Here is a 21,988-nt window from a genome sequence, read left to right as displayed (position 1 = left end):
ACTTCGCCCGCCGCCTGAAGGCGCTCGGCGGCCTCACACCCTATGAGTACATCTGCAAAATCTGGACTTCAGAGCCAGATCGCTTCATCGTCAACCCGATCCACCAGATGCCGGGACTGAACACTTAGGGTCACGACCCATTGCTCGCAACGGTCGTGACGGAGCGGTATTCGGTTCGGAGCTAGGAGAGAGGAGGGAGCGATGCAGATGCATCGTGACCGACGATCGACGCCGCCCCGGGCCGAATTCCGCCCGCCGCAGCGCGGTTGCCCGGACGCGCCCGCCGGCTGCGTCGCGCGGCTTGCGCGTAGCGCCGCTACGCGCTGCGCCCCGCTCCTTGCCGGACGACCCCGTCCGGGCAATCACGACCATTGCGAGCAATGGGTCGTGACCCTAGCCGAAGCGATAGGCGTCCATCGCCAGCACGCCATAGGTGTAGCTGTGATGCAGCCGCTCGGCACGCGCGCCGCCCGCGCCCATGGCGGTAAACAGCGGCAGGATATGGTCCCTCGTCGGGTGATTCTGCCGGCCATGCGGCGCGCGCTCGACCGCGTGTAACACCGCTTCGGTGTCGCCTGCCGCCAGCCGCTCGTGAATCCAGTCGGCAAAACTCGCGACCCAATCGGGCACCGCGGCATCGTGATCGCGACCCTCGACGAAGATCGCGCGCAGATTGTGCGTCAGGCTGCCCGATCCGATGATCAGGACGTTGCGCTCGCGCAGCGGGGCGAGCGCCTCGCCGATGCGGTGATGCCATTCGGGCGGATGCGCGCTGCTGATCGAGAGCTGGACGACCGGGATGTCCGCCTCGGGCCAGGCCAGCATCAGCGGCACCCACGCGCCATGATCGAGTCCGCGCGCCAGATCGAGGAACACCGGATGTCCGGCCTCCGCCACCAGCCGCGCGACGTGCCCGGCCAGCGCGGGATCGCCCTTGGCCGGATAGCGCAGGTCGAACAATTTCTGCGGAAAGCCACCGAAATCGTGGATCGTCGCGAGTTCGCTGCCGGACGTCACCACCGCCTCCGCCATGTCGTGATGCGCGGAGATCATCAGGATCGCGTCCGGGCGCTCGAGCTGCCCGGCCAGCCCGGCGAGAAACTCGCGCGCCGGGCTGGGCTCGAACATGATCATCGGCGAGCCGTGCGAAAGGAACAGCGCGGGCTGCATGGCTCAGGCGGTCAGCTTGGCCGCGACTTCGGCGATGCGGCGGCCCTGATAGCGCGCGCCGGCAAGGTCGATCTCGCTCGGCTGACGGCTGCCGTCGCCGCCCGCCACGGTGGTCGCGCCATAGGGCGCGCCGCCGAGCACCTCGTCGACCTTCATCTGGTCGGCATGGCCATAATCCAGCCCGACGATCGTCAGCCCGAAATGCAGCAAATTGGTGATCACGCTGAACAAGGTCGTCTCGTTGCCGCCATGCTGGGTCGCGGTCGAAGTGAACGCGCCGCCGACCTTGCCGTGCAGTGCGCCCGACGCCCACAGCCCGCCAGCGGTGTCCCAGAAGCTCGCCATCTGGCTCGCCATCCGCCCGAAGCGGGTCGGCGTGCCGACGATGATCGCGTCATAATCCTTGAGCACGTCCGGCCCGGCGATCACTGGATGCGCCGCATCGGTCTTGAAATGCGCGGCCTTGACCACCGCCTCGGGCGCGGTTTCGGGCACGCGCAGGATGTCGACCTGCGCCCCGGCGCCGCGCGCGCCTTCGGCCACCGCCTCGGCCATCTGCTCGATATGGCCATAGGACGAATAATACAGCACCAGAACCTTCGCCACAGGGCGTCTCCTTAAATCAGAAAAATGGGTGGAGCGGCCCGCCTTCGGGGAGGGGGCGGCGGACCGCTCCGGGGGGTCAGTCGGCGTCGACCAGGACGATCTCGGCATCTTCGAGCGCGGTGATCGTCACGGTCTGCCCGCCGTCGAGCGCCGCACCGTCACGCGCCTCGAACAGTTGGCCGCCTGCCCCGGCCTCCGAGCCGGGGACGATCTCGATCCGGCCCACCGCGGGAACGAGATAGGCGTAGCGCCCCTCGCCCACGCTGTGAGTCAGGCTCTCGCCCGCCTTCAGCGTCGCACCAAGCACCCGGGCATCGGCGCGGATCGGCAGCGCGTCGTCGTCACCCTCGAACCCGCTCGCCAGCGTGACGAACTTGCCCGAGCGCTCGCCCTTGGGGAACGGCTTGGCGCCCCAGCTCGGCGCGCCGCCATTGGCGCGCGGCATGATCCAGATCTGGAAGAGCGTCGTGGTCTCCGGCTCCAGATTATATTCCGCATGCCGCACGCCGGTGCCCGCGCTCATCACCTGGACGTCGCCGGCGCCGGTCTTGCCGGTATTGCCCATCGAGTCCTGATGCGTGATCGCGCCCTTCCGGACATAGGTGATGATCTCCATGTCGCGGTGCGGGTGCGGCGGAAAGCCGCTGTTCGGTGCAATCTCGTCGTCGTTCCACACGCGGATCGCACCCCAGCCCATGCGGCGGGGATCGTGGTAATCGGCAAAGCTGAAGTGATGCCGAGCGTTGAGCCACCCGTGATCGGCATGGCCCAGGCTGTCGAACGAGCGTTTCTCGATCATAAGTGCCTCCTTGGTTGAACGCCAAGATAGGTCATCCGATCAGCACGTAAATGGAAACGCTTGAAACGGATCGTTTCTCAATTTAAGCAATACCATGGCATTGCGGCTCCCTGATTTCGAAGCCTGGGCGATCTTCGCCTGCGTCGTCGAGCACCGCTCGTTCAGCGGCGCGGCCGAATCGATCGGGGTCAGCAAGGCGACCGTGTCGAAGGCGATCTCGCGTCTCGAAGCACAGCTCGGCACCGCGCTGTTCCACCGCACCTCGCGCCGCCTCACGCTGACCGACAGCGGCAATGCGCTCGCCGAACGCGCCGGCCGCATCCTCGCCGAGGCGCGCGCGGCGGAGGAAAGCGCGCTCGACGCGGCCAAATCGCCCGCCGGTCTCGTCCGCATCGCCGCGCCGATCACGTTCGGCATCCGTTTCGTCGCCGACGCCGTCGCCGAACTGCTGGTCGCGCACCCCGGGATCGAGATCGACCTGCGCCTGTCCGACGCCAAGGTCGACATCGTCGCCGACGGCTTCGACATCGCGCTGCGCATCGCCGACCTGCCCGATTCGTCGCTCCGCGCGCGCCGCCTCGCGCCGATCACCGCGCGCGTCGTCGCCGCCCCGGCCTATCTCGAAAAGCACGGCACACCGAAGCATCCCGCCGATCTCGCGCACCACGCCTGCTTCCAATATGCCAATGCGATCGGCGCCTGGCATTTCCGCAAGCCCGATGGCGAGGAAGCCGCGGTGCGCCCGACCGGCCCGCTCGTCACCGACAATGGCGACGCGATGATGCCGTCGCTCAAGGCCGGGCTCGGCATCGCACGGCTGCCCGACTTCATCATCGACCGCGAGCTGGCCGATGGCTCGCTGGTCGAGATCCTCACCGGCTGGTCACCGATGAACATCGCGCTTCACCTGCTCACCCCGCCCAGCACGCTGCGTCCGGCGCGCGTCGAAGTCGTGATCGAGTACCTGTCCGAACGCTTCCGCAACCTCTGCAAGCAGACCGCTCAATAGCGTTTGCGCAGCCGGCGTACCGTTTCCGCAGCGTTGCGCACCTTCTTGCCGTTGGCGTCGTTGCCGTCGGCATCGCCCTCGCATTCGCGCTCGAGATCGCCGCGGATACGCTCGATCGCGGTGTCGGCCATATGTTCGATGCCGATGAACTCGCCGCGCGCGCCATCGACCGCGCGGATCAGCTCGTCGAGCTTGGCCTGCATCGCCGCGGCGTCGCGATTCTGCGAGTTCTGGATCAGGAACACCATCAGGAAGGTGACGATCGTGGTCGAGGTGTTCACGATCAGCTGCCAGGTGTCAGAGAAGTGAAACAGCGGCCCGGTCAGACCCCATGCTATGATCAGCAGCACCGCGATGATGAAGGCGAGCGGCTGGCCGGTCAGCGCTGCGATGCGCCCCGCGACGACGGTGAAGATCCGGTCCAGCATGCGCACCTCGCTTAACCTATGTTACGCTCCCGAAAGGACCGCACGGAACCGTTCAATCGCGCGGGCCTCGTCAGAGTTCCATACGGCGCCCGATACCGCGAGGAAGTCCGCACCCGCCTCGACCAGCGGCGCGGCATTGTCCGGCGTGATTCCGCCGATCGCCACGCATGGAATCTCGAACACGGTCGTCCACCATGACAGAATCGCCGGATCGGGCCGGTGCGAGGTTTCCTTGGTGGTGGTCGGATAGAAAGCGCCGAACGCGACATAATCCGCGCCCGCCTCTCCGGCCTCCATCGCCAGGTGCCGGCTGTCGTGACAGGTCACCCCGATCTGCGCCGCCGGACCCAGCACCGATCGCGCCTCGCGCGGGTCGCCATCGCCCTGCCCCAGATGCACGCCGTCCGCGCCCAGCCGCTTGGCGAGGCTGATGCTGTCGTTGACGATGAACGCGACGTCATGCTCGGCGCAGATGCGCTGGAGCGGCTCGGCCAGCCGCGCCGCCTCATGCTGGTCGATATCCTTTACGCGGAACTGGAACGCCGCCACCTCGCCCGCGCCCAGCGCGCGCCTGAGCCGCTCATCGAACCCGCCCGACACGTCGGGCGGCGAGATCAGATAGAGCTGGCACGGCGGCCGCTTGTCGTCGCGCTTGAACTGCGCCGCGAATTCGGGGCCGAGCGGGGGAAGGTCGTCATCATCCATGCACGCCGCATAGGCCGCGCCGCGCCGGACCGGAAGCGGTTCATTTCGCGGTCAGCATGGGCAGCGCATCTTCACGCCCATGATCTGCTCGCTCCTCGCACCGCTCGCGCTCGCCGCCTGCATCGAACCACCCGAGCCCGTCGCGGTGTCCGCCCGCATCGGCGCCTGGACTCGCATCGCCGGCCTGCGCATCCGGCCCGACAAGGTCGTGGAGGACAGCCGCTGCCCGATGAACGCGCGCTGCGTCTGGGCGGGCCGGGCGACGGTGCGGCTCACGCTGCGCGACGGCAGCCGGACGCGGCAGGTGAACGTCACGCTCGGCGAGCCGATCAAGGTCCGCGACGGCCGCCTCGCACTCATGTCGGTCAGCCCTGAAAAAATGGCGGGCGCTCAGCCAAAGCGGCCGGCGCCCTACCGTTTCGTTTTCGAATTCCAGCGTTAGGTCAGGCCGGAACCGTCGCCTTCGCGGTCGAGGCCGCATGGATATCGTCGATCGCGCCGCCCAGCGAAGCATCGAACTCGTCGTCGCTCATCTGGTGGCGCAGATCCTCAAGCAGCGCGCGGCTGAAGCTCGCGATCATGCCGCGATTCTTGGCCAGCTCGGCGCACGCCTCGGGCCGCGCGAACCCGCCCGACAGCGCCACGACACGCAGCACGCGCGGGTGATCGACCAGCGCATCGAACAGCCCCGATTTCTGCGGGATCGAGAGCTTGAGCATCACCTTGTCGTCGCCCGGCAGTGCGTCGAGCGCCTTGAGCAGTTCGTCGAGCAGGATCACTTCGGCCTCGGCACGCTCGGGCGACTTGATGTTCAGCTCGGGCTCCAGCATCGGCATCATGCCGTGCGACAGCACCTGCTGGCCGACCTCGAACTGCTGCTGGACGATCGCGGCGATGCCTTCGCGGTTGGCGAGGTTGATCACCGAGCGCTCCTTGGTACCGAACACGCCCAGCGCCTTCGCCTTGACCAGCAGCGCATCGAGCTCGGGCATCGGCTTCATCAGCTGAACGCCGTTGGCCTCGTCCTCCAGACCCTTGTCGATCTTGATGAACGGCACCACGCCGCGCTCGATCAGCGCCGCCGGGGTCGGCTTGCCGTCGACCTGGCCGTCCATCGTCCGCTCGAACAGGATCGCACCGATCACCTTCTCGCCGGTGAAGCACGGCGAGGTGATGATGCGGCTGCGCATGTCATGAATCAGCCCGAACATTTCCTCGTCGTTCGAAAACGCGTCGGCCTCGATGCCATAGCCCTTCAGCGCCTTTGGCGTCGAACCGCCCGACTGGTCGAGCGCGGCGATGAAGCCATTACCTTCAGCGATCTTGGCGGTCATTTCAGCGATATTCATGCGTCTCGAGTCCCCATCATTCGATTCTTGTCGGTCGCGACTTCGTGAGTCGCCGGTGGCTTGCGCCGCGCTATTGCAGCGCAGCGCAGCGCTGGAAAGTCTGACAACGTTGGCAGCCTATCATGTGCCCGATCTGGCCCTAACACGCGTTGACGGTTCTGGTGCGTGTCCGCAAACTGCATCGTGCATCGAGGGGGACAGCATGGATCGGCGCTCAATGACGAAGCAGCTTGCGGCCCTGCCGCTCGCGGCCCTGCTCCCTGCCGCAGCCGCTGCGCCGAAGAAGCCCATCATCGGCCAGCTCGCGCCCGATTTCTCGCTCAAGCTGCTCGACGACACGGTCATAATCTCGGCCGATCTGCGCGGCCGGGTGGTCATGCTCAACTTCTGGGCGACCTGGTGCGTGCCGTGCCGGACCGAACTGCCGCTGCTCAACACCTATCACAAGCTGCGCAAGGATGTCGGGCTCAGCGTCTATGCGATCACGACCGAGGACTCGGTCCCGCTGTACAAGCTCAAGAAGTTCCTGACCGCGCTCGACATGCCGTCGGTGCGCTCGGTCAAGGGGCCTTACGGCCCGATCGGCGGCTCGGTGCCGACCAATTTCGTGATCGGCCGCGACGGCACGCTGCATTATGCCAAGGCCGGCGCGTTTGAGCTCGACGATCTCAATCGGCTGCTGCCCCCGCTGCTCAATCAGCGGGTGTGAAGATCAGCGGGCAAGCGCCGCGACGCCGGGCAGTTCCTTGCCTTCCATCCATTCGAGGAACGCACCGCCCGCAGTCGAGACGAAGCTGATGTCGCCGGCCACGCCCGCCTGATTGACCGCCGCGACGGTGTCGCCACCGCCGGCGACCGAGACCAGACTGCCTTCCTTGGTCAGCGCCGCCACGGTGTGCGCCAGCGCCATCGTCGCGGTGTCGAACGGCACCGTCTCGAATGCGCCGAGCGGGCCGTTCCACACCAATGTCCGGCAGGTCTTGAGCACATCCGCCAGCGCCTCGGTCGCCGCCGGGCCGATATCGAGGATCATCTCGTCCGCCGCGACCTCGTGCACATTGGCCGTGCGCAGGCTCGGCGGGTTGGCCGCGAATTCCTTAGAAACCTGAACGTCATACGGCAAGTGAATGGTACAATTGGCTTTTTCTGCCGCGTCGAAGATCTCGTTCGCGGTGCCGACCAGGTCATGCTCGCACAGCGACTTGCCGACATCGACCCCGCGCGCGGCGAGGAAGGTGTTGGCCATGCCGCCGCCGATGATCAGGTGATCGACCTTGCCGACCATCGCCTTGAGCACATCGAGCTTGGTCGAGACCTTGGCGCCGCCGACCACCGCCGCGACCGGATGCTGCGGATTGCCGAGCGCCTTGTCGAGCGCGTCGAGTTCCGCCTCCATCTGCCGCCCGGCGAACGCCGGCAGCTTGCGCGCCAGACCCTCGGTCGAGGCATGGGCGCGGTGCGCGGCGGAGAAGGCGTCATTGACGTAGAAATCGCCGAGCGCGGCGAAGCGGTCGATCACAGCGGGATCGTTCTTCGTCTCGCCGCCGAAGAAACGCGTATTCTCCAGCAGCGCGATGTCGCCCGGCTGCAACGTCGCCACCGCCTCGGCATCGCCCTCCCAGTCGATATAGCGCACCGGCCGGCCCAGCACCTGGCTGAACGGCTTGGTCAGGAGCGCGGTGGAATATTCCGGGCTCGGCACCTTGGGCCGGCCGAAATGCGCCAGCACGAGCACGATCGCGCCCTTGTCGGCCAGCTCGGCCACGGTCTGCACCGCAGCGCGCAGGCGCGTGTCGTCGGTGACTTCCGCGCCGTTCATCGGCGCGTTCAGATCCTCGCGCACCAGCACCCGCTTACCGGCAACATCGCCCATATCGTCCAGCGTCTTGAAGGCCCGGGTCTTCTGGGGGTCAGTCATTCTTCGATCCTGATCTCGTCGCCCACCGCGATCTCGCCGCCGGCGATCACCATTGCACACACGCCGCCGCGCCAGTCGGGCGTCAGCGCCGCGCGAAGTCCCTCGGCCAACGCTTCCATCCGCTCGCACGGATCAGTCTCGACCGCCGTCTCGAGCACCACGTCCGCACCGATCCGCAGCCGCACGCCGGCCCGCTGCGGCAGGTCGAGGCCCTCCACCAGCAGATTGGCGCGGCGCTGCTCCCAGCCGATATTGTGACCGACCTGGGTCATCGCCGCGGCCCAATCGCCGGCCTCGATCAGCGAAACCTGGCGCTTGTAGGGCTTGCCCTTCATCGCGCCGCGGAAATCGCCGGCAATGCCCTCGTCCAGCGTGACCCGGGCGTGCTCGATGATCTCCATCGGGGCCTTGGGGAACTGGTGGCGAGCGATGCCGGCGATCCGTCCCATTACCCCAGCTTCGCCATCGTCGAGGCGGTGTCGACCATGCGGTTCGAGAAGCCCCATTCATTGTCGTACCAGCTGACGACGCGCACCAGCTTGCCGTCCATCACCGCCGTCTCCAGGCTGTCGATCGTCGACGAAGCCGGCGTGTGGACGATGTCGATCGAGACCAATGGCTCGTCCGAATAGTAAAGCACGCCCTTGAGCGGCCCGCTTTCCGACGCGGCCTTGAGGATGGCGTTGACCTCTTCCTTGGTCGTATCGCGCGACGGCGTGAAGGTGAGGTCGATCAGCGACCCATCCGGCACCGGCACACGGATCGCCGAACCGTCGAGCTTGCCCTTCAGTTCGGGCAGCACCTCACCTACCGCGCGCGCCGCGCCGGTGGTGGTCGGGATCATGCTCATCGCCGCGGCACGCGCGCGGCGCAGATCCTCATGGATCTGGTCGAGGATCTTCTGGTCGTTGGTATAGGCGTGGACCGTGGTCATCAGCCCGCGCTCGATGCCGATCGCATCGTTCAGCACCTTGGCGACCGGGGCGAGGCAGTTGGTCGTGCACGACGCGTTCGACACGATCGTGTGGCCGGCCTCGAGCTTGTCGTGGTTGACGCCGTAAACGACGGTCAGGTCGACATTCTTGCCCGGCGCCGAGATCAGCACCTTCTTCGCGCCCGCATCGATATGCTTCTGCGCCGACGCGCGGTCGGTGAAGAAGCCGGTGCACTCCAGCACCAGATCGACGCCGTTGGCGGCGTGCGGCAGGTTGGCGGGATCGCGCTCCTTGGTCACCGCGATGCGCTTGCCATCGATGACCAGGTCATCGCCCTCGGCGCTGACGGTGCCGGGGTACTTGCCGTGCACGCTGTCGCGGCTGAACAGCCAGGCGTTCGACTTGGCGTCGGCCAGGTCGTTGATCGTCACCAGCTCCAGACCGCTGTCGGAGCGCTCCAGGATGGCGCGCGCCACCAGCCGTCCGATCCGTCCGAACCCGTTGATCGCAACCTTCGTCATCAGTTTCTCCTCAAGCCCCAAGGCGTTCGATGATCTTCGCGCCGATCTTGTCCGCGGTCAGACCGAAATGTTCATAGAGATCGCCGATCGGCGCCGATGCGCCATAGCGGTCGATGCCGAAGCGCAACCCGTGCTCGCCGGTATAGCGCTCCCAGCCGAACGTCGTCCCCGCCTCGATCGAGACGCGCAGCACGTCGCCGGGCAGCACATCGCCGCGATACTCGGCGCTCTGCGCGTCGAAGCGGCTGGTCGAGACCATCGACACCACGTCCGCGCCGATGCCCCTGGCTTCGAGCTGATCGCGCACCTTGACTGCGACCTGCACTTCCGAACCGGTGGCGATCAGGATCACGCGCCGCGCCGCTTCCGCCTCACGAATGCGATAGCCGCCCTTTTCGGTCAGCATCGTCCCACCCGTGCGGACATAATCGAGATTCTGCCGGCTCAGCGCCAGCAGCGACGGCCCGTCCTTGCGCGAGATCGCCAGCGCCCAGGCTTCCGCCACCTCGACCGCGTCGCACGGGCGATAGACGTCCAGATTGGGGATCATGCGCAGGCTCTGGATATGTTCGATCGGCTGATGCGTCGGGCCGTCCTCACCGAGCCCGATCGAATCATGCGTCATCACATAGACGACGCGCGCATTCTGCAGCGCCGACAGCCGGATCGCCGGGCGGCAATAATCGCTGAACACCAGGAAGGTGCCGCCATAGGGCACCACGCCGCCATGCAGCGCCATGCCGTTCATCGCCGCCGACATGCCGAACTCGCGGATGCCGTAATAGAGATAGCGCCCGGCATAGTCGTCGCGCGTGAGCGGCCCGGTCGCCTTGGTCTTGGTGTTGTTCGAGCCGGTGAGGTCGGCCGACCCGCCGATCAGCTCGGGGAACGCCTTGGTCAGCTGCTCGAGCACCAGCTCGGACGACTTGCGGCTGGCAACCGAGGCCGGGATCCTGTCCCACTCGCCGAACGCGGCTTCGGCAGCCTTGGCAAGATCGATATCGCCCGCAATCCGGCGCTCGAATTCAGTGCGTTCCGAATGGCTTGAAAGGCGCTGCTGCCACGCAGCGTGAGGTTCAGCGCCACGCTTGCCCGCGTCGAGCCAGGCCGCGCGAATATCGTCGGGCACCACGAACGGCGCATGCGTCCAGCCCAGCGTCTCACGCGCCGCCGACACTTCCGCCGCGCCCAGCGCCGCGCCATGCGTCGCCGACGTGCCCTGCTTGTTGGGTGCGCCCTTGCCGATGATCGTGGTGCAACGCACCAGCGAAGGCCGCTCGTCCGCAACCGCCGCATCGAACGCCTTGGCGATGCTCGCCGGGTCATGCCCGTCGCAGCTCACCACATGCCAGCCGGTCGCTTCATAGCGCGCCGGAATATCCTCGCTCGACGACAGCGACACCTTGCCGTCGATGGTGATGTTGTTGTCGTCCCACAGCACGATCAGCCGCCCGAGCTTGAGATGCCCGGCGATCCCGATCGCCTCGTGGTTGATGCCTTCCATCAGGCAGCCGTCGCCCGCGATCACCCAGGTGCGGTGATCCACCAGCGAGTCGTCGAACACCGCATTCAGATGCCGTTCGGCAATCGCCATGCCGACCGCGGTCGCCAGCCCCTGCCCCAGCGGCCCCGTGGTCGTCTCGACGCCCGCCAGCTCGAAATTCTCCGGATGCCCCGCGCAAGGGCTGTGCAGCTTGCGGAAGTTGGCGATGTCCTCGATCGTCGGGCGCGCATAGCCGGTCAGGTGCAGCAGCGCATAGATCAGCATCGAACCATGCCCGGCCGACAGCACGAAGCGGTCGCGGTCGGGCCATTTCGGGTCGGCGGGATCGTATTTCAGATAGTCGCTGAACAGCACCGTCGCGACATCGGCCATGCCCATCGGCATGCCGGGATGGCCCGAATTGGCGGCTTCCACCGCATCCATCGCGAGCGCGCGGATGGCGTTGGCGCGGTCACTGAATGAAACGGTCACGGCAGGTCCCCTGATGCCGGGTCCCGCATCTCGCCTGACCCCGGCGAATCGAATGTGGCGTGCCAATGGGGCGGGCAGGCGCGCGCGTCAACCGCCGGGACTTGCTTGGCCGGTAAAGGACACCTATCCAATCCCTATGGCGGAGGTGGGAACCCCAGCGCTCGACCGGATCGAGCGCGCCCTTGCGCGGATCGAGGCTGCGGCGGCGAAGCGTGCGTTCGACGCGGACGCGCTTCAGCGACGCCACGCCGCGCTCCGCGAAAAGGTCGAGGATGCGATCGACGCGCTCGATTCGCTGATCGAGCGGCAGGACGGCGCCGACTGATGGGCCAGGTCACGCTAACCATCGCCGGCCGCGCGCACAGCATCGCCTGCCGCGACGGCGAGGAGCTTCACCTCGAGCGGCTCGCCGCGCTGATCAACCGTCATGCCGACACCGCCCAGCGCGCCGCGGGCGGCGGTGCCGAGCGCACTTTGGTGTTTCTCGCGCTGATTCTGGCGGACGCAGTCGACGAATCAGAGCGCAATCCGTCGAGCGGCGTCTCGCCCGTGTTGCTCGAAAACCTTGCCGACCGGCTCGAAGCCGTCGCGGCGACCCTTGAGGATCGCGGCACGAACGCCTAAATAGATGACGGCGGTTCTGCCCGGTACGAGCTTTAGCGATTATCCCTGAGGCGATTCATCATCCATGGGGGCTGTCCCTGTTCGGACCCTGGTCCGCGGCATATGGCCCCCACCTGACGTACTTGGCGTCAGAGGATATTCAGGCAACCGGCTTATGGTGGTTCCGCCACTTTAGATTGTCAGCGATGCGAAAAACGGCATTGGCGCCGTTGCCGCTTCTCCTGTAGCGAAGCGAGCTGATGACCGACGACAAGCGAACGCTCCGCGCCCGCATGCGCTCGCTGCGCGACGAATTTGCGATGACCATCGGCGGCGTGATCGAGGCGCCGCCCGCGTTGCTCGCCCGCTTCGCCCCCGGCATGATCGTTTCCAGCTACATGCCGATCGGCAGCGAGGCCGATCCGAGCGCGATCGCCTTCGCCGCGGCCGAGCGCGGGGCGACCATCGTCCTGCCGCACGTCACCAGCCGCGAATCGCAAGTCCGCTTCCATGTCTGGAACCCCGGCGAACCGCTGATCGAAGGCCCGCTCGGCCTGCAACAGCCCTCGACCGACGGCGTCGAGGCGGAACCCGACATCATCCTGACTCCCCTGCTCGCCTTCGACGCCGCGCTCAACCGCCTGGGGCAAGGCGCGGGTCATTACGACCGCGTGTTCGAGCGGCTGCCCGAGGCGTGGCGAATCGGCATCGCCTGGTCGGTGCAGCGAGTCGAGACGCTGATCACCGATTCGTGGGACGTGCCGCTGCACGGCGTGGTCACCGAGGCTGCGGCCTATGGCGAGGCCGCCGCATGAACCCGTCCTGGCGCAAGCCAGTCGGGGCGTTCGCCATCGTTGCGCTGATCGTCGGCTGGTGCGTACTCATCGCCAGCTTCTCGGCCACGATCGGCCGCTGGCCGATCCTCATCCAGCTCGTCTTCTACGTCTTCACCGGCATCGTCTGGATCGTGCCGTTGAAGCCGTTGCTGCTGTGGATGGAAACCGGCCGCTGGCGGGTGCCGCGCTAGGGTCTGAACCTCAAATCGGCGGGAAGGTATAATAAGCATCGAGCCGCTCGCGATACTCGCGGTCGTAGCTCGGCTCGTCGCCGCCCTCCGCATCATAGCCCGGCGCGCCCTCGATCTGCTCCTGCGTCACATCGACGACATAGCCGCCCTTGTCGGGATCGAAGGTCAGCGCATTCCACGGCAGCGGATAATGGCGGTGGCCGATCCCGAACAGGCCGCCAAACGCCAGCACGGCATATTCGGCCTGGCCCGAGACCTTGTCGACCATGAAGCGCTCGACCGTGCCCAGCCGGTCGCCATTGCGGTTATAGACGGCGGTGCCCTCGACTCGATCCGACGCGATCATCGGGTTGGGGCTGTCGACACTGGTATTCATCGCACTTCTCCTCATCACTGCCGTCCCAACGCACGACCGCGCCGAAGGGTCAGTTGCCGTTCAGCCGCGGCGCGCTTAACGCGGTTTCATGCGTAACCAGATTCTCGCAGCATTGCTGCTCACCGCGGCGCCCGCCGCCGCGCTCGCCCAGACCGTCGCCCCGATCCTCACCACGCCCGAGGCGAAGGACGCCTGGACCTATGCCCGCCCGGCCGAGGCGCGCGTGACTCATGTCGATCTCGATCTGGACGTGGATTTCGCCGACAAGGTCGTCCGCGGCACCGCGATCCTCGATGTGCTGGCGGCGCGCGGCGCGAAGGAGATCGTGCTCGACACGCTCGACCTCGACATCCTCTCGATCAGCGACGAGCGCGGCCGCAAGCTCGCCTACACCGTCGGCGCCAAAGATGCGGAGCTCGGCAGCCCGCTGACGATCCGGCTCGGCGGCGCGAAGAAAATTCGGATCGCCTACAAGTCACAGTCCGGCGCCCGCGCGCTGCAATGGCTGACGCCCGAGCAGACCGCGGGCAAGCGGCACCCCTATCTCTTCAGCCAGGGCCAGTCGATCAACAACCGCAGCTGGATCCCGACGCAGGACAGCCCGGGCATCCGCCAGACCTGGCGCGCGCAGATCACCGTGCCCGAGGGCCTGACCGCGGTGATGAGCGCGCGCGCCGATACGCCGGCGGGCCGCAAGATGGGCACCAGGCGCGCCTTCACCTTCACCATGGCGCACCCCGTGCCGCCCTATCTGATCGCCATCGCGGTCGGCGACCTCACCTTCAAACCAATCGGCCCGCGCACCGGCGTGTGGTCCGAAGCCGGCATGCTCGACACCGCCACGCGCGAATTCGCCGATGTCGAGAAGATGATCGACGCCGCGCAGAAGCTTTACGGCCCGTATCGCTGGGGGCGCTACGACATGCTCGTGCTGCCGCCCAGCTTCCCCTATGGCGGCATGGAGAACCCCAACCTCACTTTCCTCACCCCCACCATCGTCACCGGCGACAAATCGAACACCGATGTCGTCGCGCACGAGCTGGCGCACAGCTGGTCGGGCAATCTCGTCACCAACGCGACCTGGGCCGACAGCTGGCTCAACGAGGGCTTCACCACCTATTTCGAGAACCGCATCATGGAGTCGCTCTATGGCAAGGAGCGCGCGGCGATCAGCTCGGAACTCGACTTTGCGGGCATGCTGCGCGACGTGAAGGGCGCCGGCGGCGACACCGCGCCCTCGACGCGCCTGCACGGCGAACCCGGCGACTCCGCCGGCCAGCTCGACTACATGAAGGGCAGCACCTTCCTGCGCACGATCGAACATACGGTCGGCCGCGCGAAATGGGATGTCTATCTGCGCGGCTATTTCGACCGCCACGCCTTCCAGCCGCAGACCAGCGCCGGGTTCCTCGCCGACCTGCGCAAGAATCTGATCCGCGGCGACAAGGCGCTGGAAGCGAAGCTGCAACTCGACCGCTGGGTGTTCCAGCCGGGAGTCCCGAGCAACGCCGTCCACGTCAAATCGCAGACGCTGCGCCAGATCGACTCGCTGCTCGCCGCGTTCAACGCCGGCGGCCCGGCTTCGGCGATCGAGCCCCGGGGTTGGTCGACCCAGCAATGGAAGCGTTTCCTCGACAACCTCCCGCGCCAGCAAAGCGCCGCGCGGCTCAACGAGCTCGACGCCGCGCTCGGGCTGACCAAATCGCCCAACGCCTATGTCCAGTCGGCCTGGTTCGATCTCGCCATCGCCAACCGCTACGATCCGATCGTCCCGGCGCTCGAGGAATATCTCACCCGCGTCGGCCGCAACCTGCTGGTGACCCCGCTCTATCGCGGGCTCAAGGCGCAGGGCGACTGGGGCGACCCGATCGCGCGCCGCATCTTCGCCAAAGCACGGCCGGGCTATCACCCGGTCACGGTCGGCGCGGTGACGAAGATCCTCGACGCCAGCTAGCGCCAGAGCGAGCCTCGCCACGCCGCGCGCACGAACAGCCGCAAGTCGCGCGCGTCGCGCGACAGCCGCGCGCTGTTTTGCTTCGCAGCGCGCGTTCGGTCGCGCGCGGCCTGCAGCAGCTGGACAGCCGGCAACACGGCCCGGCGCGATTGCATCGAGTGAAGGCGCAACAGCGTCAACCGCCGCGCAATGTCGAGCGAGCCGGGATGCGCCAGGCCGCGCAACCGATTGCTCGCCGCCAGCACCGCCGCCAGGCCTCGATCGGCACTGATCAGCCGGCGCTCGGCGATCGCGATCTCCTGCGCCATCGCTTCCAGCTCCAGATCCAGCTCGGTGATCCCGCCCGCACCGCGAAGGTCCGCAGCGGCCGCCTTGGCTGTCGCGATCGCCTCCCTCGCATCGTCCAGCTTGCCCTCATCGAGCGACAGCCGGGCGTTCAACACCACACCGGCCAGCACTTCGGTCATCTCGAAGCCGGCCCCCGCGCTGTCGAGCCACTCCTGCGCCTCGGTCAACAAGGTGCGCGCGCGCTTGCGATCACCCATTGCATAGAGCGCCCCGGCGACATCGATTTGCACAAACATCAACGTGTTGCGGTCGCGCCGATCGCGAAAGCTCGGTCGATCCTTTTCGGGGTTGGCGCGCAACACGGGCTCGAACAATGCCACCGCTTCGGCAAGACGTTCGCGCGCGATCAGAATGCGCGTGACCCCGCCCATCATCTCGAAATAGGCACGATTTTGCGGATAGGAGCGGCCGAGCCAGATCGACAGGCAATCGCGATAGATCGCTTCGGCTTCGTCGATCCGGCCCAGCCGGCGATAACTCTCAGCCACGCCGATGCGCGCGGTCAGCGTGAGCGGGTCGCCGCTTCCCAGCCGCGCGGTCAGCGCGCGAACGGCTGCCTCATACCGTTCTGCCGCGATCGATTCCCTGCCCTGCGCGGCTTCGATACGCGCCAGGTCGATCATCGCCTGCGATGCGGCCGATCCGCGCCGACTGACGATTCCCTGTAACAGCGCGCCTGCTTCGACGAACTTGCCCTCGTTGATCAGCAGCGTCTGCGCGAGATTCGCCTCCGCCCGATCGACGCCCGGCCCACGGCCACGATATGCCCTGCGGTTTACCGCCACGGCCTCGCGAACCAACCGCTCGCTGATCGTGCCGAAGCGCGTATCGTCCAGGCACCATTCCACCAACGCGTTCCATTGCTCGGGCGTCTTCGGGACCGGCGTAATCGGCCGCTGCTTCTTCACATAATCGTCCGGCGCGCGGTCAGCCGCGGAGGGATCCGGCAGGATGACCCGATCGTCGCACGACGCCGTGATCCAGGTGACGGGCTTGTCCGCGGCATAGGCGTCGCTCGCGCCAATGACCGCCGCGACCATGCCAATCACGCAACCGATCGGGCACCATGCCTTCATCAGCGGTCTCCCCGTCACTGCGCCCGAAATAATCGCTCCGCCGCATGCCCGATACCGACACAGTCTGATGCGGCTATCCCCGCGCCGCGCGCCACGCCAGCCACAGCCACCCGACGATCAAAGCCGTTCCGCCGATCGGCGTGACCGCCCCCAGCCAGCGCGGCCCGCCCAGCGCCATGGCGTACAGCGTCCCCGCGAACAGCGCCCCGCCGATCACGAAGCACCAGCCCGCTCCCTTCGCCCCCATCCGCGCCGCGACCAAAGCCGCCACCGCATGCACCAGCTGATATTGCCCGCCGGTGCGCAGCCACTCCGCCGCGTCGCCGCTCGCGCCATGCGCGCCGAATGCGCCCGCGCCCACCGCGAGCGCGCCCGACAGCGCCGCCAGCACGACCAGCCAGTTCACGGCCGATCCTCGTCCAGCACTTCTTCCGACGGCAGCGGCTCGGGCTTTTCGCGCTGCGTCCGCCAGCCAAGTTCAGGCCGCGCCGTGATCGCCTCGCGCGCCGCGCGCAGGTCGCCCGCCTCATATTGCAGCTTCAGCCGCTCGCGGTCGCGCTGGCGGTAGAAGGTCTCGGTGCGGTCGATCTCCTCTTCATCGACGCCCACCGCTTCCATCGCCAGCCGCGCCATCTTGATCGCCGACTCCAGCACCTCGCGCACCACCGCGGTCGCCGACCCGCCCTTGAGCTTGAGCAACGCGCGCCGGTCGAACGCGCGCACGAAGATCGAGGCCTTGGGAAACGCCTCGTGCACTGCCTCGACCAGCTCGGGCTCGAGCTTGTCGCCATCAAGGCAGAACAGGATCAGCTCGGCCTCAGCCGCGCCCGCCTGCCGCAACAGGTCGAGCCGCGTGCCGTCGCCATAATAGACTTTCGCGCCGAACTGCCCGGCGACGTCGATCATTTCGATATCGGTATCGACCAGCGTCACCGAAATGCCCTGCGCGTTGAGCATCTGCCCGACCGTCTGCCCGAACCGGCCATAGCCGACGATCAGCGCGCCAGCGCCGTCCTGGCTCGGCCCCTCGCGCTCGCCCTGCACTTCCTCCGCCTCGGCGCGCAGGCGGCGCGTGAACATCATCAGGAACGGCGTCGTCGCCATCGACAGCGTCACCACCGCGCTGAACACGCTGACCGCCTCGGTCTCGATCAGCATCGCATTCTGCGCCTGCGCGAACAGCACGAAGGCGAATTCGCCACCCTGGCTGAGCAACAAGCCGAGCCCGAGCGCGGGCCGCCACGGCATCCGCAGCGCCATCGCCAGCCCGGTCATCACCGCAGCCTTGGTCGCGATCAGCGCCAGCGCCATGGCAACGACAAACAACGGCCGCTCGGCAATGGCGGACAGGTCGAGCAGCATCCCGACCGACAGGAAGAACAGCCCGAGCAGGATCGAGCGGAACGGCTCGATATCCGCTTCCAGCTCGTGCCGGTACGGGCTGTCCGCCAGCATCACGCCCGCGACGAACGCGCCCAGCGCGATCGACAGCCCCAGCGTCTGCATCAGCGCCGCGCTCGCCACCACGGTGAACAGCCCGGCGAACACGAACAGCTCGCGCTCGCCCCAATTGCCGATCAGCCGGAACAGCGGGCGCAGGATATAGCGTCCAGCCAGGATCAGCCCGGTGATCGCCGCCACCGTGTACAGCCCCAACAGCCACCCCGGCGGCCCGCCGGCATCGGCCGGATTGCGGCTCATCACCGCGATGATCGTGATCAGCGGGACGATCGACAGGTCCTGGAACAGCAGGATCGAAAAGGCGCGCTCGCCGAACGGCGTGCGCAGCCGCCCGGCCGATTGCAGCATCGGCAGCACCTGCGCCGTCGACGACAGCGCCAGCGGCAGTCCCAGCGCCAGCGCCGCGGCCGGCGAGAAATTCGCCCCATAGGCCACCACCAGACTGACCGCCGCGCCGCACAGCACCACCTGCAACAGCCCGAAGCCGAAGATATCGCGCTTCATCCGCCACAGCCGCTGCGGGCTCAGCTCCAGCCCGACCAGGAACAGCAGCAGCGCGATGCCGAATTCGGCCACCACCATCTTGTTCTCGGCGTCGCCGACCAGATTGAGCAATTGCGGCCCAACCAGCGCGCCCGCGACCAGATAACCGAGCGTGGCGCCCAGCCCCATCCGGCGGAAGATCAGCACGAACACCAATGCGAAGCCGAGCAGTGGCGCATATTCCATCACGAAGCTGTGGCCCGATCCGTGCTCCATCAGACCCGCACCTTCGCCGCGATCTCAGCCGCCTCGGCCACTGCCTCGAATGCCAGCTGGATCGAGGGATGCCGCGCGCTGTGCGGCAGCGCGGGCTCGAACAGCTCGAACCCCGGCCAGTCCGGCAACGCCGCGCGCTCGCCAGCCAGCCACGCGGCCAGTTCGTCGCGCGCGACCGCCAGCTCCGCCGCCGAGCGCCCCACCGCATGCGCGCCCATCAGCGACGCCGACGCCTGCCCGAGCGCGCATGCCCGAACTTGCATGCCGATCTCGCGCACCCGGCCCGCTTCATCGACGTTGACGTCCACGCTCACCCGGCTGCCGCACACCGGTGAACGCTTCTCGACGCTCGCCATCGGCGCAGCCAGCCGTTCATGATGCGGGATCGACGCCGCCAGCCTCAGAATCTGTGTGTTGTAGAGCGGGGCGTTCATTCTCCGCCCTTTACACCGGAATCATCGTCTCGGCTCGTATTCGCAAGGACGCGGTCGGTATCGTCGCCGAACACCGGTTCGCCGCGCCGCCGCCGGTCGACGAACTCGGCGATGCTGGCCGAGGTCGCGTTGAGCAGCGGATAGGTACGCGATTGAGTCATCCAGTCGGGCCGCTTGGCCGGGCCGCCGCTCACCGTATCGATCACCAGCGTCACCAGCAGGAACCCGAGGCTCACCAGGATCAGCCCCTTGAGCGCGCCGAACCCGATCCCCAGCGCACGGTCGACCGGCCCCAGCAGCCCCGAGCGCGTGCGCGATCCGATCGCATTGGCCACCAGCCGCCCGCCGAAAAAGGTGATTCCCGCGATCAGCGCGAACGCCAGCACCGCCGCGCCCTGCACCGTCCCGACCGGCTCGGCGAGCAGCGCGGCGAGCGGCGTGTGCAGCAGCCGCAGCGCCAGCACCACGAAAAGCCACGCCATCAGCGACAGCACTTCGGTGACGAAGCCGCGCATGAAGCCCAGCACCGCGGCGCCGCCAACCGCCAGCAATACGATGATGTCGATCGCGCTCAGTCCCATGCTCATTCCCTTTGCCCGCATCGCTCTTACCGTCCGCGCCCGGCTTTTCGAACCCCGATTTCGCCGGATCGAGTGAGATATCGTTCTTCGATAATATCGATTGACGATATGCCACCTCATATGTATCGATATTCGATATGGTCATCATCGGAGATCGATAATGTCTCGCACCCAGCCCAGTGACCCGCTGCTCACGGTCACACAAATCCTGTTGCGGATCGGCATCGCCGTCATGGCGCTGATCATCCTCGCCGGCGCGGTCGCGGTGCTGGCGCTGTTGCTGTTCCCCGATCAGCAGGTCGCGCCGCAGCTCACCGACGCGTCGAAGGGCACGGTGTGGTGGGTCGCCGCCGGCGCCGCGACGCTGATCACGATCCTCGTCCTCAGCATCGCCTTCACGCTCAACCTCAGCCGCATCGTTTCCACGGTCGGCGAAGGCGATCCGTTCCGCCCTGAAAATGCCGACCGGCTCGATCGCATGGCGTGGCTCGCGCTGGCGACCGAAGCCTGCGGGTTCGTGCTGATGCCGGTGGTGCGCACCATCGCGAGCCACATTGGCGAGCTGCGCGGCGATTTCGAAATGTCGTTCGGCGGCTTCGTCGTCGCGCTCGTGCTGTTCATCCTCGCCCGCGTCTTCCGGCTCGGCACGCGCATGCGTGACGATCTCGAGGGGACGGTGTGATGGCGATCACCGTCCAGCTCGACGATCTGCTCCACGCCCGCCGCATGACGCTCACCCAGCTGGCCGAGCGGATCGACCTCACCCTCGCCAACGCCTCGATCCTCAAGACCGGAAAGGCAAAGGCGATCCGCTTCTCGACGCTCGAAGCGGTCTGCCGCGAGCTCGACTGCCAGCCCGGTGACTTGCTGCGCTACGAGCCGGACTAGGGCGACGCCCTTGCCCTGATACCGATTTCCGCTAGGGCGCCGCGGCATGGGCCGTCCCCACCCCCTTCGCGGCGTCGCGCTGTTCATGGCGTGCCTGTTCCTGTTCGCGTGCCTCGACACGACGATCAAATATCTGACGGCGCATTACGAGGTGCCGCTGATCGTCGCCGTGCGTTACGCGGTCAATCTGCTGCTGATGACCGCCATGCTGGCACCGCGCCACGGGCGCGAGATGGTGACGGTCGGGAACAGGCGCTGGGTCATCGTCCGCGCGCTCGCGCTGTCCGTCGCCTCGATTTCGATGGCATTGGCGCTGCAGCGGATGCCGGTCGCCGAAACCAGCGCGATCCTGTTCTGCGCGCCGGTGCTGGTGATCCTGGCGGCAGGCCCGCTGCTTGGCGAACGGCCCGGCGCGACGGCCTGGATCGCCGCGGCGCTCGGGTTCTGCGGCGTGCTGCTGATCGTGCGGCCCGGCAGCGGGCTGGACGCAACCGGTGTGCTGTTCGCCGCGACCGCGATGCTCGCCAACACCAGCTATCAGCTGCTCTCGCGCAAGCTGATGCAGACCGAGCGCGCCATTGCATTGCTCTTCTACACCACATTGGTCGGCACGCTGATCTTCGGCACACTCGCACCATGGTTCCTGAGCGGCCACCCGCCCAGCTTGCTCGAACTCGCGCTGTTTCTCAGCCTCGGCGTCTATGGCGGACTCGGCCACTTCCTGTTCACCGCCGCCTTTCGCGATACGCCGGCCTCGCTGCTGGCGCCGGTGAACTATGCGCAGCTGGTGTTCGTCGGCCTGCTCGGCTGGCTGGTGTTCGGCGATATCCCCGATGCGCTGAGCCTCACCGGCATGGCGATCATCGCCGGATCAGGCGTCATCGCCGCGCTCCACGCGCGCAAGCCGCCGGTGAAGCGGAGCGTGTGAGGAGACTGGAAGCTGACGACCCCTGTGTGGACGGCTCTCCGTTGGCAAGGGGGTTTTCTGCTCTGCGCTGGCTAGTTGAGGCGCCCATGTGTCCGGCCTGTTCGCGCGGCTTTGCATGGCCGCTGGCCCTGATGCCAT

The 21,988-nt window shown here is 67.1% G+C and carries 27 protein-coding genes, 1 other RNA gene and 1 pseudogene; 13 read left to right on the top strand and 16 right to left on the bottom strand.

What is annotated here, in order from left to right; translation table 11 throughout:
• Window positions 1–128, top strand: a pseudogene (locus M9978_RS22545) (IS481 family transposase); the annotation flags it as partial.
• 265 nt (window positions 129–393) lie between these two features.
• Here M9978_RS22545 and M9978_RS22540 read toward each other — a convergent pair.
• The 3 genes from M9978_RS22540 to M9978_RS22530 all read right to left on the bottom strand — a co-directional run bounded on the left by M9978_RS22540 (window position 394) and on the right by M9978_RS22530 (window position 2,575).
• Window positions 394–1,170, bottom strand: coding sequence for a DODA-type extradiol aromatic ring-opening family dioxygenase (locus M9978_RS22540; RefSeq protein ID WP_254297340.1), 777 nt, complete (start codon window positions 1,168–1,170; stop codon window positions 394–396).
• Window positions 1,171–1,173: 3 nt separating this feature from the next.
• A complete protein-coding gene (wrbA, locus tag M9978_RS22535; RefSeq protein WP_254297338.1) occupies window positions 1,174–1,776 on the bottom strand; it encodes an NAD(P)H:quinone oxidoreductase in 603 nt (200 codons plus the stop codon).
• A gap of 76 nt (window positions 1,777–1,852) precedes the next feature.
• Window positions 1,853–2,575 (bottom strand): pirin family protein, encoded by a 723-nt coding sequence (locus M9978_RS22530; protein WP_254297336.1) that lies wholly within the window; start codon window positions 2,573–2,575, stop codon window positions 1,853–1,855.
• Between the two features lie 100 nt (window positions 2,576–2,675).
• Between M9978_RS22530 and M9978_RS22525 the strand changes: the two genes are divergently transcribed.
• Window positions 2,676–3,584 carry a LysR family transcriptional regulator gene (locus M9978_RS22525; protein WP_254297348.1) on the top strand — a complete coding sequence of 303 codons (909 nt, stop codon included), beginning with the start codon at window positions 2,676–2,678 and terminating at the stop codon, window positions 3,582–3,584.
• On the opposite strand, the gene M9978_RS22520 is transcribed toward M9978_RS22525, so the two are convergent.
• Complete coding sequence (locus M9978_RS22520) at window positions 3,578–4,009, bottom strand: low affinity iron permease family protein (RefSeq protein WP_254297346.1); 432 nt, start codon at window positions 4,007–4,009, stop codon at window positions 3,578–3,580. The two genes, M9978_RS22525 and M9978_RS22520, sit on opposite strands and share 7 nt — an antisense overlap.
• A 24-nt stretch (window positions 4,010–4,033) precedes the next feature.
• The gene (thiE, locus tag M9978_RS22515) at window positions 4,034–4,717 is read right to left on the bottom strand and encodes a thiamine phosphate synthase (RefSeq protein WP_254297334.1); all 684 of its coding nucleotides are present in this window, start codon (window positions 4,715–4,717) and stop codon (window positions 4,034–4,036) included.
• A 79-nt stretch (window positions 4,718–4,796) separates the two neighbouring features.
• Here thiE and M9978_RS22510 point away from each other — a divergent pair, with 79 nt between their 5' ends.
• Window positions 4,797–5,159 carry a hypothetical protein gene (locus M9978_RS22510; RefSeq protein ID WP_254297332.1) on the top strand — a complete coding sequence of 121 codons (363 nt, stop codon included), beginning with the start codon at window positions 4,797–4,799 and terminating at the stop codon, window positions 5,157–5,159.
• A gap of 1 nt (window position 5,160) precedes the next feature.
• Here the strand turns inward: M9978_RS22510 and M9978_RS22505 are convergent, their stop codons facing one another.
• The gene (locus M9978_RS22505) at window positions 5,161–6,066 is read right to left on the bottom strand and encodes a fructose bisphosphate aldolase (protein WP_254297330.1); all 906 of its coding nucleotides are present in this window, start codon (window positions 6,064–6,066) and stop codon (window positions 5,161–5,163) included.
• Window positions 6,067–6,283: 217 nt separating this feature from the next.
• Here M9978_RS22505 and M9978_RS22500 point away from each other — a divergent pair, with 217 nt between their 5' ends.
• A complete protein-coding gene (locus M9978_RS22500) occupies window positions 6,284–6,775 on the top strand; it encodes a TlpA family protein disulfide reductase (RefSeq protein WP_254297328.1) in 492 nt (163 codons plus the stop codon).
• A 3-nt stretch (window positions 6,776–6,778) separates the two neighbouring features.
• Here M9978_RS22500 and M9978_RS22495 read toward each other — a convergent pair whose 3' ends face one another.
• The 4 genes from M9978_RS22495 to tkt are packed head-to-tail and all read right to left on the bottom strand — an operon-like array spanning window position 6,779 to window position 11,415.
• On the bottom strand, window positions 6,779–7,984 hold the full coding sequence (locus M9978_RS22495; RefSeq protein ID WP_254297326.1) for a phosphoglycerate kinase: 1,206 nt from the start codon (window positions 7,982–7,984) through the stop codon (window positions 6,779–6,781).
• Window positions 7,981–8,433, bottom strand: coding sequence for an MOSC domain-containing protein (locus tag M9978_RS22490; protein WP_254297323.1), 453 nt, complete (start codon window positions 8,431–8,433; stop codon window positions 7,981–7,983). The genes M9978_RS22495 and M9978_RS22490 overlap by 4 nt, the downstream gene beginning before the upstream one ends.
• Window positions 8,433–9,443 carry a type I glyceraldehyde-3-phosphate dehydrogenase gene (gene gap, locus M9978_RS22485; RefSeq protein ID WP_254297344.1) on the bottom strand — a complete coding sequence of 337 codons (1,011 nt, stop codon included), beginning with the start codon at window positions 9,441–9,443 and terminating at the stop codon, window positions 8,433–8,435. Before gap ends, M9978_RS22490 begins: the two co-directional genes overlap by 1 nt.
• Before the next feature lie 7 nt (window positions 9,444–9,450).
• A complete protein-coding gene (gene tkt, locus M9978_RS22480; protein WP_254297321.1) occupies window positions 9,451–11,415 on the bottom strand; it encodes a transketolase in 1,965 nt (654 codons plus the stop codon).
• Between the two features lie 136 nt (window positions 11,416–11,551).
• Here tkt and M9978_RS22475 point away from each other — a divergent pair, with 136 nt between their 5' ends.
• The 5 genes from M9978_RS22475 (at window position 11,552) to M9978_RS22460 (ending at window position 13,045) form a co-directional block, all read left to right on the top strand.
• Window positions 11,552–11,740, top strand: coding sequence for a hypothetical protein (locus M9978_RS22475; protein ID WP_254297319.1), 189 nt, complete (start codon window positions 11,552–11,554; stop codon window positions 11,738–11,740).
• Window positions 11,740–12,039 carry a cell division protein ZapA gene (locus tag M9978_RS22470; protein WP_254297317.1) on the top strand — a complete coding sequence of 100 codons (300 nt, stop codon included), beginning with the start codon at window positions 11,740–11,742 and terminating at the stop codon, window positions 12,037–12,039. Before M9978_RS22475 ends, M9978_RS22470 begins: the two co-directional genes overlap by 1 nt.
• A 10-nt stretch (window positions 12,040–12,049) precedes the next feature.
• A non-coding RNA gene (gene ssrS, locus M9978_RS23580) (6S RNA) lies at window positions 12,050–12,207 on the top strand.
• A gap of 71 nt (window positions 12,208–12,278) precedes the next feature.
• Complete coding sequence (locus M9978_RS22465) at window positions 12,279–12,833, top strand: 5-formyltetrahydrofolate cyclo-ligase (RefSeq protein ID WP_254297315.1); 555 nt, start codon at window positions 12,279–12,281, stop codon at window positions 12,831–12,833.
• A complete protein-coding gene (locus M9978_RS22460; protein WP_254297313.1) occupies window positions 12,830–13,045 on the top strand; it encodes a DUF2842 domain-containing protein in 216 nt (71 codons plus the stop codon). Before M9978_RS22465 ends, M9978_RS22460 begins: the two co-directional genes overlap by 4 nt.
• A 10-nt stretch (window positions 13,046–13,055) precedes the next feature.
• Here the strand turns inward: M9978_RS22460 and M9978_RS22455 are convergent, their stop codons facing one another.
• Complete coding sequence (locus M9978_RS22455; RefSeq protein ID WP_254297311.1) at window positions 13,056–13,421, bottom strand: PRC-barrel domain-containing protein; 366 nt, start codon at window positions 13,419–13,421, stop codon at window positions 13,056–13,058.
• Between the two features lie 88 nt (window positions 13,422–13,509).
• Here M9978_RS22455 and M9978_RS22450 point away from each other — a divergent pair, with 88 nt between their 5' ends.
• Window positions 13,510–15,375 (top strand): M1 family metallopeptidase, encoded by a 1,866-nt coding sequence (locus tag M9978_RS22450; protein ID WP_254297309.1) that lies wholly within the window; start codon window positions 13,510–13,512, stop codon window positions 15,373–15,375.
• On the opposite strand, the gene M9978_RS22445 is transcribed toward M9978_RS22450, so the two are convergent.
• From M9978_RS22445 to M9978_RS22425, 5 genes are all read right to left on the bottom strand, one after another.
• Complete coding sequence (locus M9978_RS22445) at window positions 15,372–16,799, bottom strand: tetratricopeptide repeat protein (protein WP_254297307.1); 1,428 nt, start codon at window positions 16,797–16,799, stop codon at window positions 15,372–15,374. The genes M9978_RS22450 and M9978_RS22445 overlap by 4 nt on opposite strands.
• Before the next feature lie 73 nt (window positions 16,800–16,872).
• Window positions 16,873–17,205, bottom strand: a complete 333-nt coding sequence (locus M9978_RS22440) for a DUF423 domain-containing protein (RefSeq protein ID WP_254297305.1) — start codon at window positions 17,203–17,205, stop codon at window positions 16,873–16,875.
• Complete coding sequence (locus M9978_RS22435) at window positions 17,202–19,019, bottom strand: cation:proton antiporter domain-containing protein (protein WP_254297303.1); 1,818 nt, start codon at window positions 19,017–19,019, stop codon at window positions 17,202–17,204. Before M9978_RS22435 ends, M9978_RS22440 begins: the two co-directional genes overlap by 4 nt.
• Window positions 19,019–19,453: an iron-sulfur cluster assembly scaffold protein gene (locus M9978_RS22430; protein WP_254297301.1), complete on the bottom strand. Its 435-nt coding sequence runs from the start codon at window positions 19,451–19,453 to the stop codon at window positions 19,019–19,021. Before M9978_RS22430 ends, M9978_RS22435 begins: the two co-directional genes overlap by 1 nt.
• On the bottom strand, window positions 19,450–20,034 hold the full coding sequence (locus M9978_RS22425) for a CvpA family protein (protein WP_254297342.1): 585 nt from the start codon (window positions 20,032–20,034) through the stop codon (window positions 19,450–19,452). The genes M9978_RS22430 and M9978_RS22425 overlap by 4 nt, the downstream gene beginning before the upstream one ends.
• Window positions 20,035–20,194: 160 nt before the next feature.
• Here M9978_RS22425 and M9978_RS22420 point away from each other — a divergent pair, with 160 nt between their 5' ends.
• The 3 genes from M9978_RS22420 to M9978_RS22410 are packed head-to-tail and all read left to right on the top strand — an operon-like array spanning window position 20,195 to window position 21,850.
• Window positions 20,195–20,716: a DUF2975 domain-containing protein gene (locus M9978_RS22420; protein WP_254297299.1), complete on the top strand. Its 522-nt coding sequence runs from the start codon at window positions 20,195–20,197 to the stop codon at window positions 20,714–20,716.
• The gene (locus M9978_RS22415) at window positions 20,716–20,922 is read left to right on the top strand and encodes a helix-turn-helix domain-containing protein (RefSeq protein ID WP_254297297.1); all 207 of its coding nucleotides are present in this window, start codon (window positions 20,716–20,718) and stop codon (window positions 20,920–20,922) included. Before M9978_RS22420 ends, M9978_RS22415 begins: the two co-directional genes overlap by 1 nt.
• 46 nt (window positions 20,923–20,968) lie before the next feature.
• The gene (locus M9978_RS22410) at window positions 20,969–21,850 is read left to right on the top strand and encodes a DMT family transporter (RefSeq protein ID WP_254297296.1); all 882 of its coding nucleotides are present in this window, start codon (window positions 20,969–20,971) and stop codon (window positions 21,848–21,850) included.
• Window positions 21,851–21,988 lie beyond the last annotated feature (138 nt).

Source organism: Sphingomonas tagetis (genome assembly GCF_024211275.1).
Lineage (GTDB): Bacteria > Pseudomonadota > Alphaproteobacteria > Sphingomonadales > Sphingomonadaceae > Sphingomonas > Sphingomonas tagetis.
The sequence above is the reverse complement of the archived record's forward strand: the minus strand, read 5'-3'. Positions and strand labels throughout refer to the sequence as shown.

Excerpts from the sequence above, each read along its gene's own strand:
- M9978_RS22540 (WP_254297340.1), bottom strand. The coding sequence starts at position 1,170 with ATGCAGCCCGCGCTGTTCCTTTCGCACGGCTCGCCGATGATCATGTTC.
- M9978_RS22465 (WP_254297315.1), top strand. The coding sequence starts at position 12,279 with ATGACCGACGACAAGCGAACGCTCCGCGCCCGCATGCGCTCGCTGCGC.
- M9978_RS22475 (WP_254297319.1), top strand. The coding sequence starts at position 11,552 with ATGGCGGAGGTGGGAACCCCAGCGCTCGACCGGATCGAGCGCGCCCTT.
- M9978_RS22510 (WP_254297332.1), top strand. The coding sequence starts at position 4,797 with ATGATCTGCTCGCTCCTCGCACCGCTCGCGCTCGCCGCCTGCATCGAA.
- M9978_RS22430 (WP_254297301.1), bottom strand. The coding sequence starts at position 19,453 with ATGAACGCCCCGCTCTACAACACACAGATTCTGAGGCTGGCGGCGTCG.
- M9978_RS22500 (WP_254297328.1), top strand. The coding sequence starts at position 6,284 with ATGACGAAGCAGCTTGCGGCCCTGCCGCTCGCGGCCCTGCTCCCTGCC.
- M9978_RS22455 (WP_254297311.1), bottom strand. The coding sequence starts at position 13,421 with ATGAATACCAGTGTCGACAGCCCCAACCCGATGATCGCGTCGGATCGA.
- M9978_RS22420 (WP_254297299.1), top strand. The coding sequence starts at position 20,195 with ATGTCTCGCACCCAGCCCAGTGACCCGCTGCTCACGGTCACACAAATC.
- thiE (WP_254297334.1), bottom strand. The coding sequence starts at position 4,717 with ATGGATGATGACGACCTTCCCCCGCTCGGCCCCGAATTCGCGGCGCAG.
- M9978_RS22435 (WP_254297303.1), bottom strand. The coding sequence starts at position 19,019 with ATGGAGCACGGATCGGGCCACAGCTTCGTGATGGAATATGCGCCACTG.
- M9978_RS22445 (WP_254297307.1), bottom strand. The coding sequence starts at position 16,799 with ATGAAGGCATGGTGCCCGATCGGTTGCGTGATTGGCATGGTCGCGGCG.
- M9978_RS22505 (WP_254297330.1), bottom strand. The coding sequence starts at position 6,066 with ATGAATATCGCTGAAATGACCGCCAAGATCGCTGAAGGTAATGGCTTC.
- M9978_RS22460 (WP_254297313.1), top strand. The coding sequence starts at position 12,830 with ATGAACCCGTCCTGGCGCAAGCCAGTCGGGGCGTTCGCCATCGTTGCG.
- M9978_RS22410 (WP_254297296.1), top strand. The coding sequence starts at position 20,969 with ATGGGCCGTCCCCACCCCCTTCGCGGCGTCGCGCTGTTCATGGCGTGC.
- M9978_RS22530 (WP_254297336.1), bottom strand. The coding sequence starts at position 2,575 with ATGATCGAGAAACGCTCGTTCGACAGCCTGGGCCATGCCGATCACGGG.
- M9978_RS22490 (WP_254297323.1), bottom strand. The coding sequence starts at position 8,433 with ATGGGACGGATCGCCGGCATCGCTCGCCACCAGTTCCCCAAGGCCCCG.
- M9978_RS22495 (WP_254297326.1), bottom strand. The coding sequence starts at position 7,984 with ATGACTGACCCCCAGAAGACCCGGGCCTTCAAGACGCTGGACGATATG.
- M9978_RS22450 (WP_254297309.1), top strand. The coding sequence starts at position 13,510 with ATGCGTAACCAGATTCTCGCAGCATTGCTGCTCACCGCGGCGCCCGCC.
- M9978_RS22425 (WP_254297342.1), bottom strand. The coding sequence starts at position 20,034 with ATGGGACTGAGCGCGATCGACATCATCGTATTGCTGGCGGTTGGCGGC.
- M9978_RS22470 (WP_254297317.1), top strand. The coding sequence starts at position 11,740 with ATGGGCCAGGTCACGCTAACCATCGCCGGCCGCGCGCACAGCATCGCC.
- M9978_RS22415 (WP_254297297.1), top strand. The coding sequence starts at position 20,716 with ATGGCGATCACCGTCCAGCTCGACGATCTGCTCCACGCCCGCCGCATG.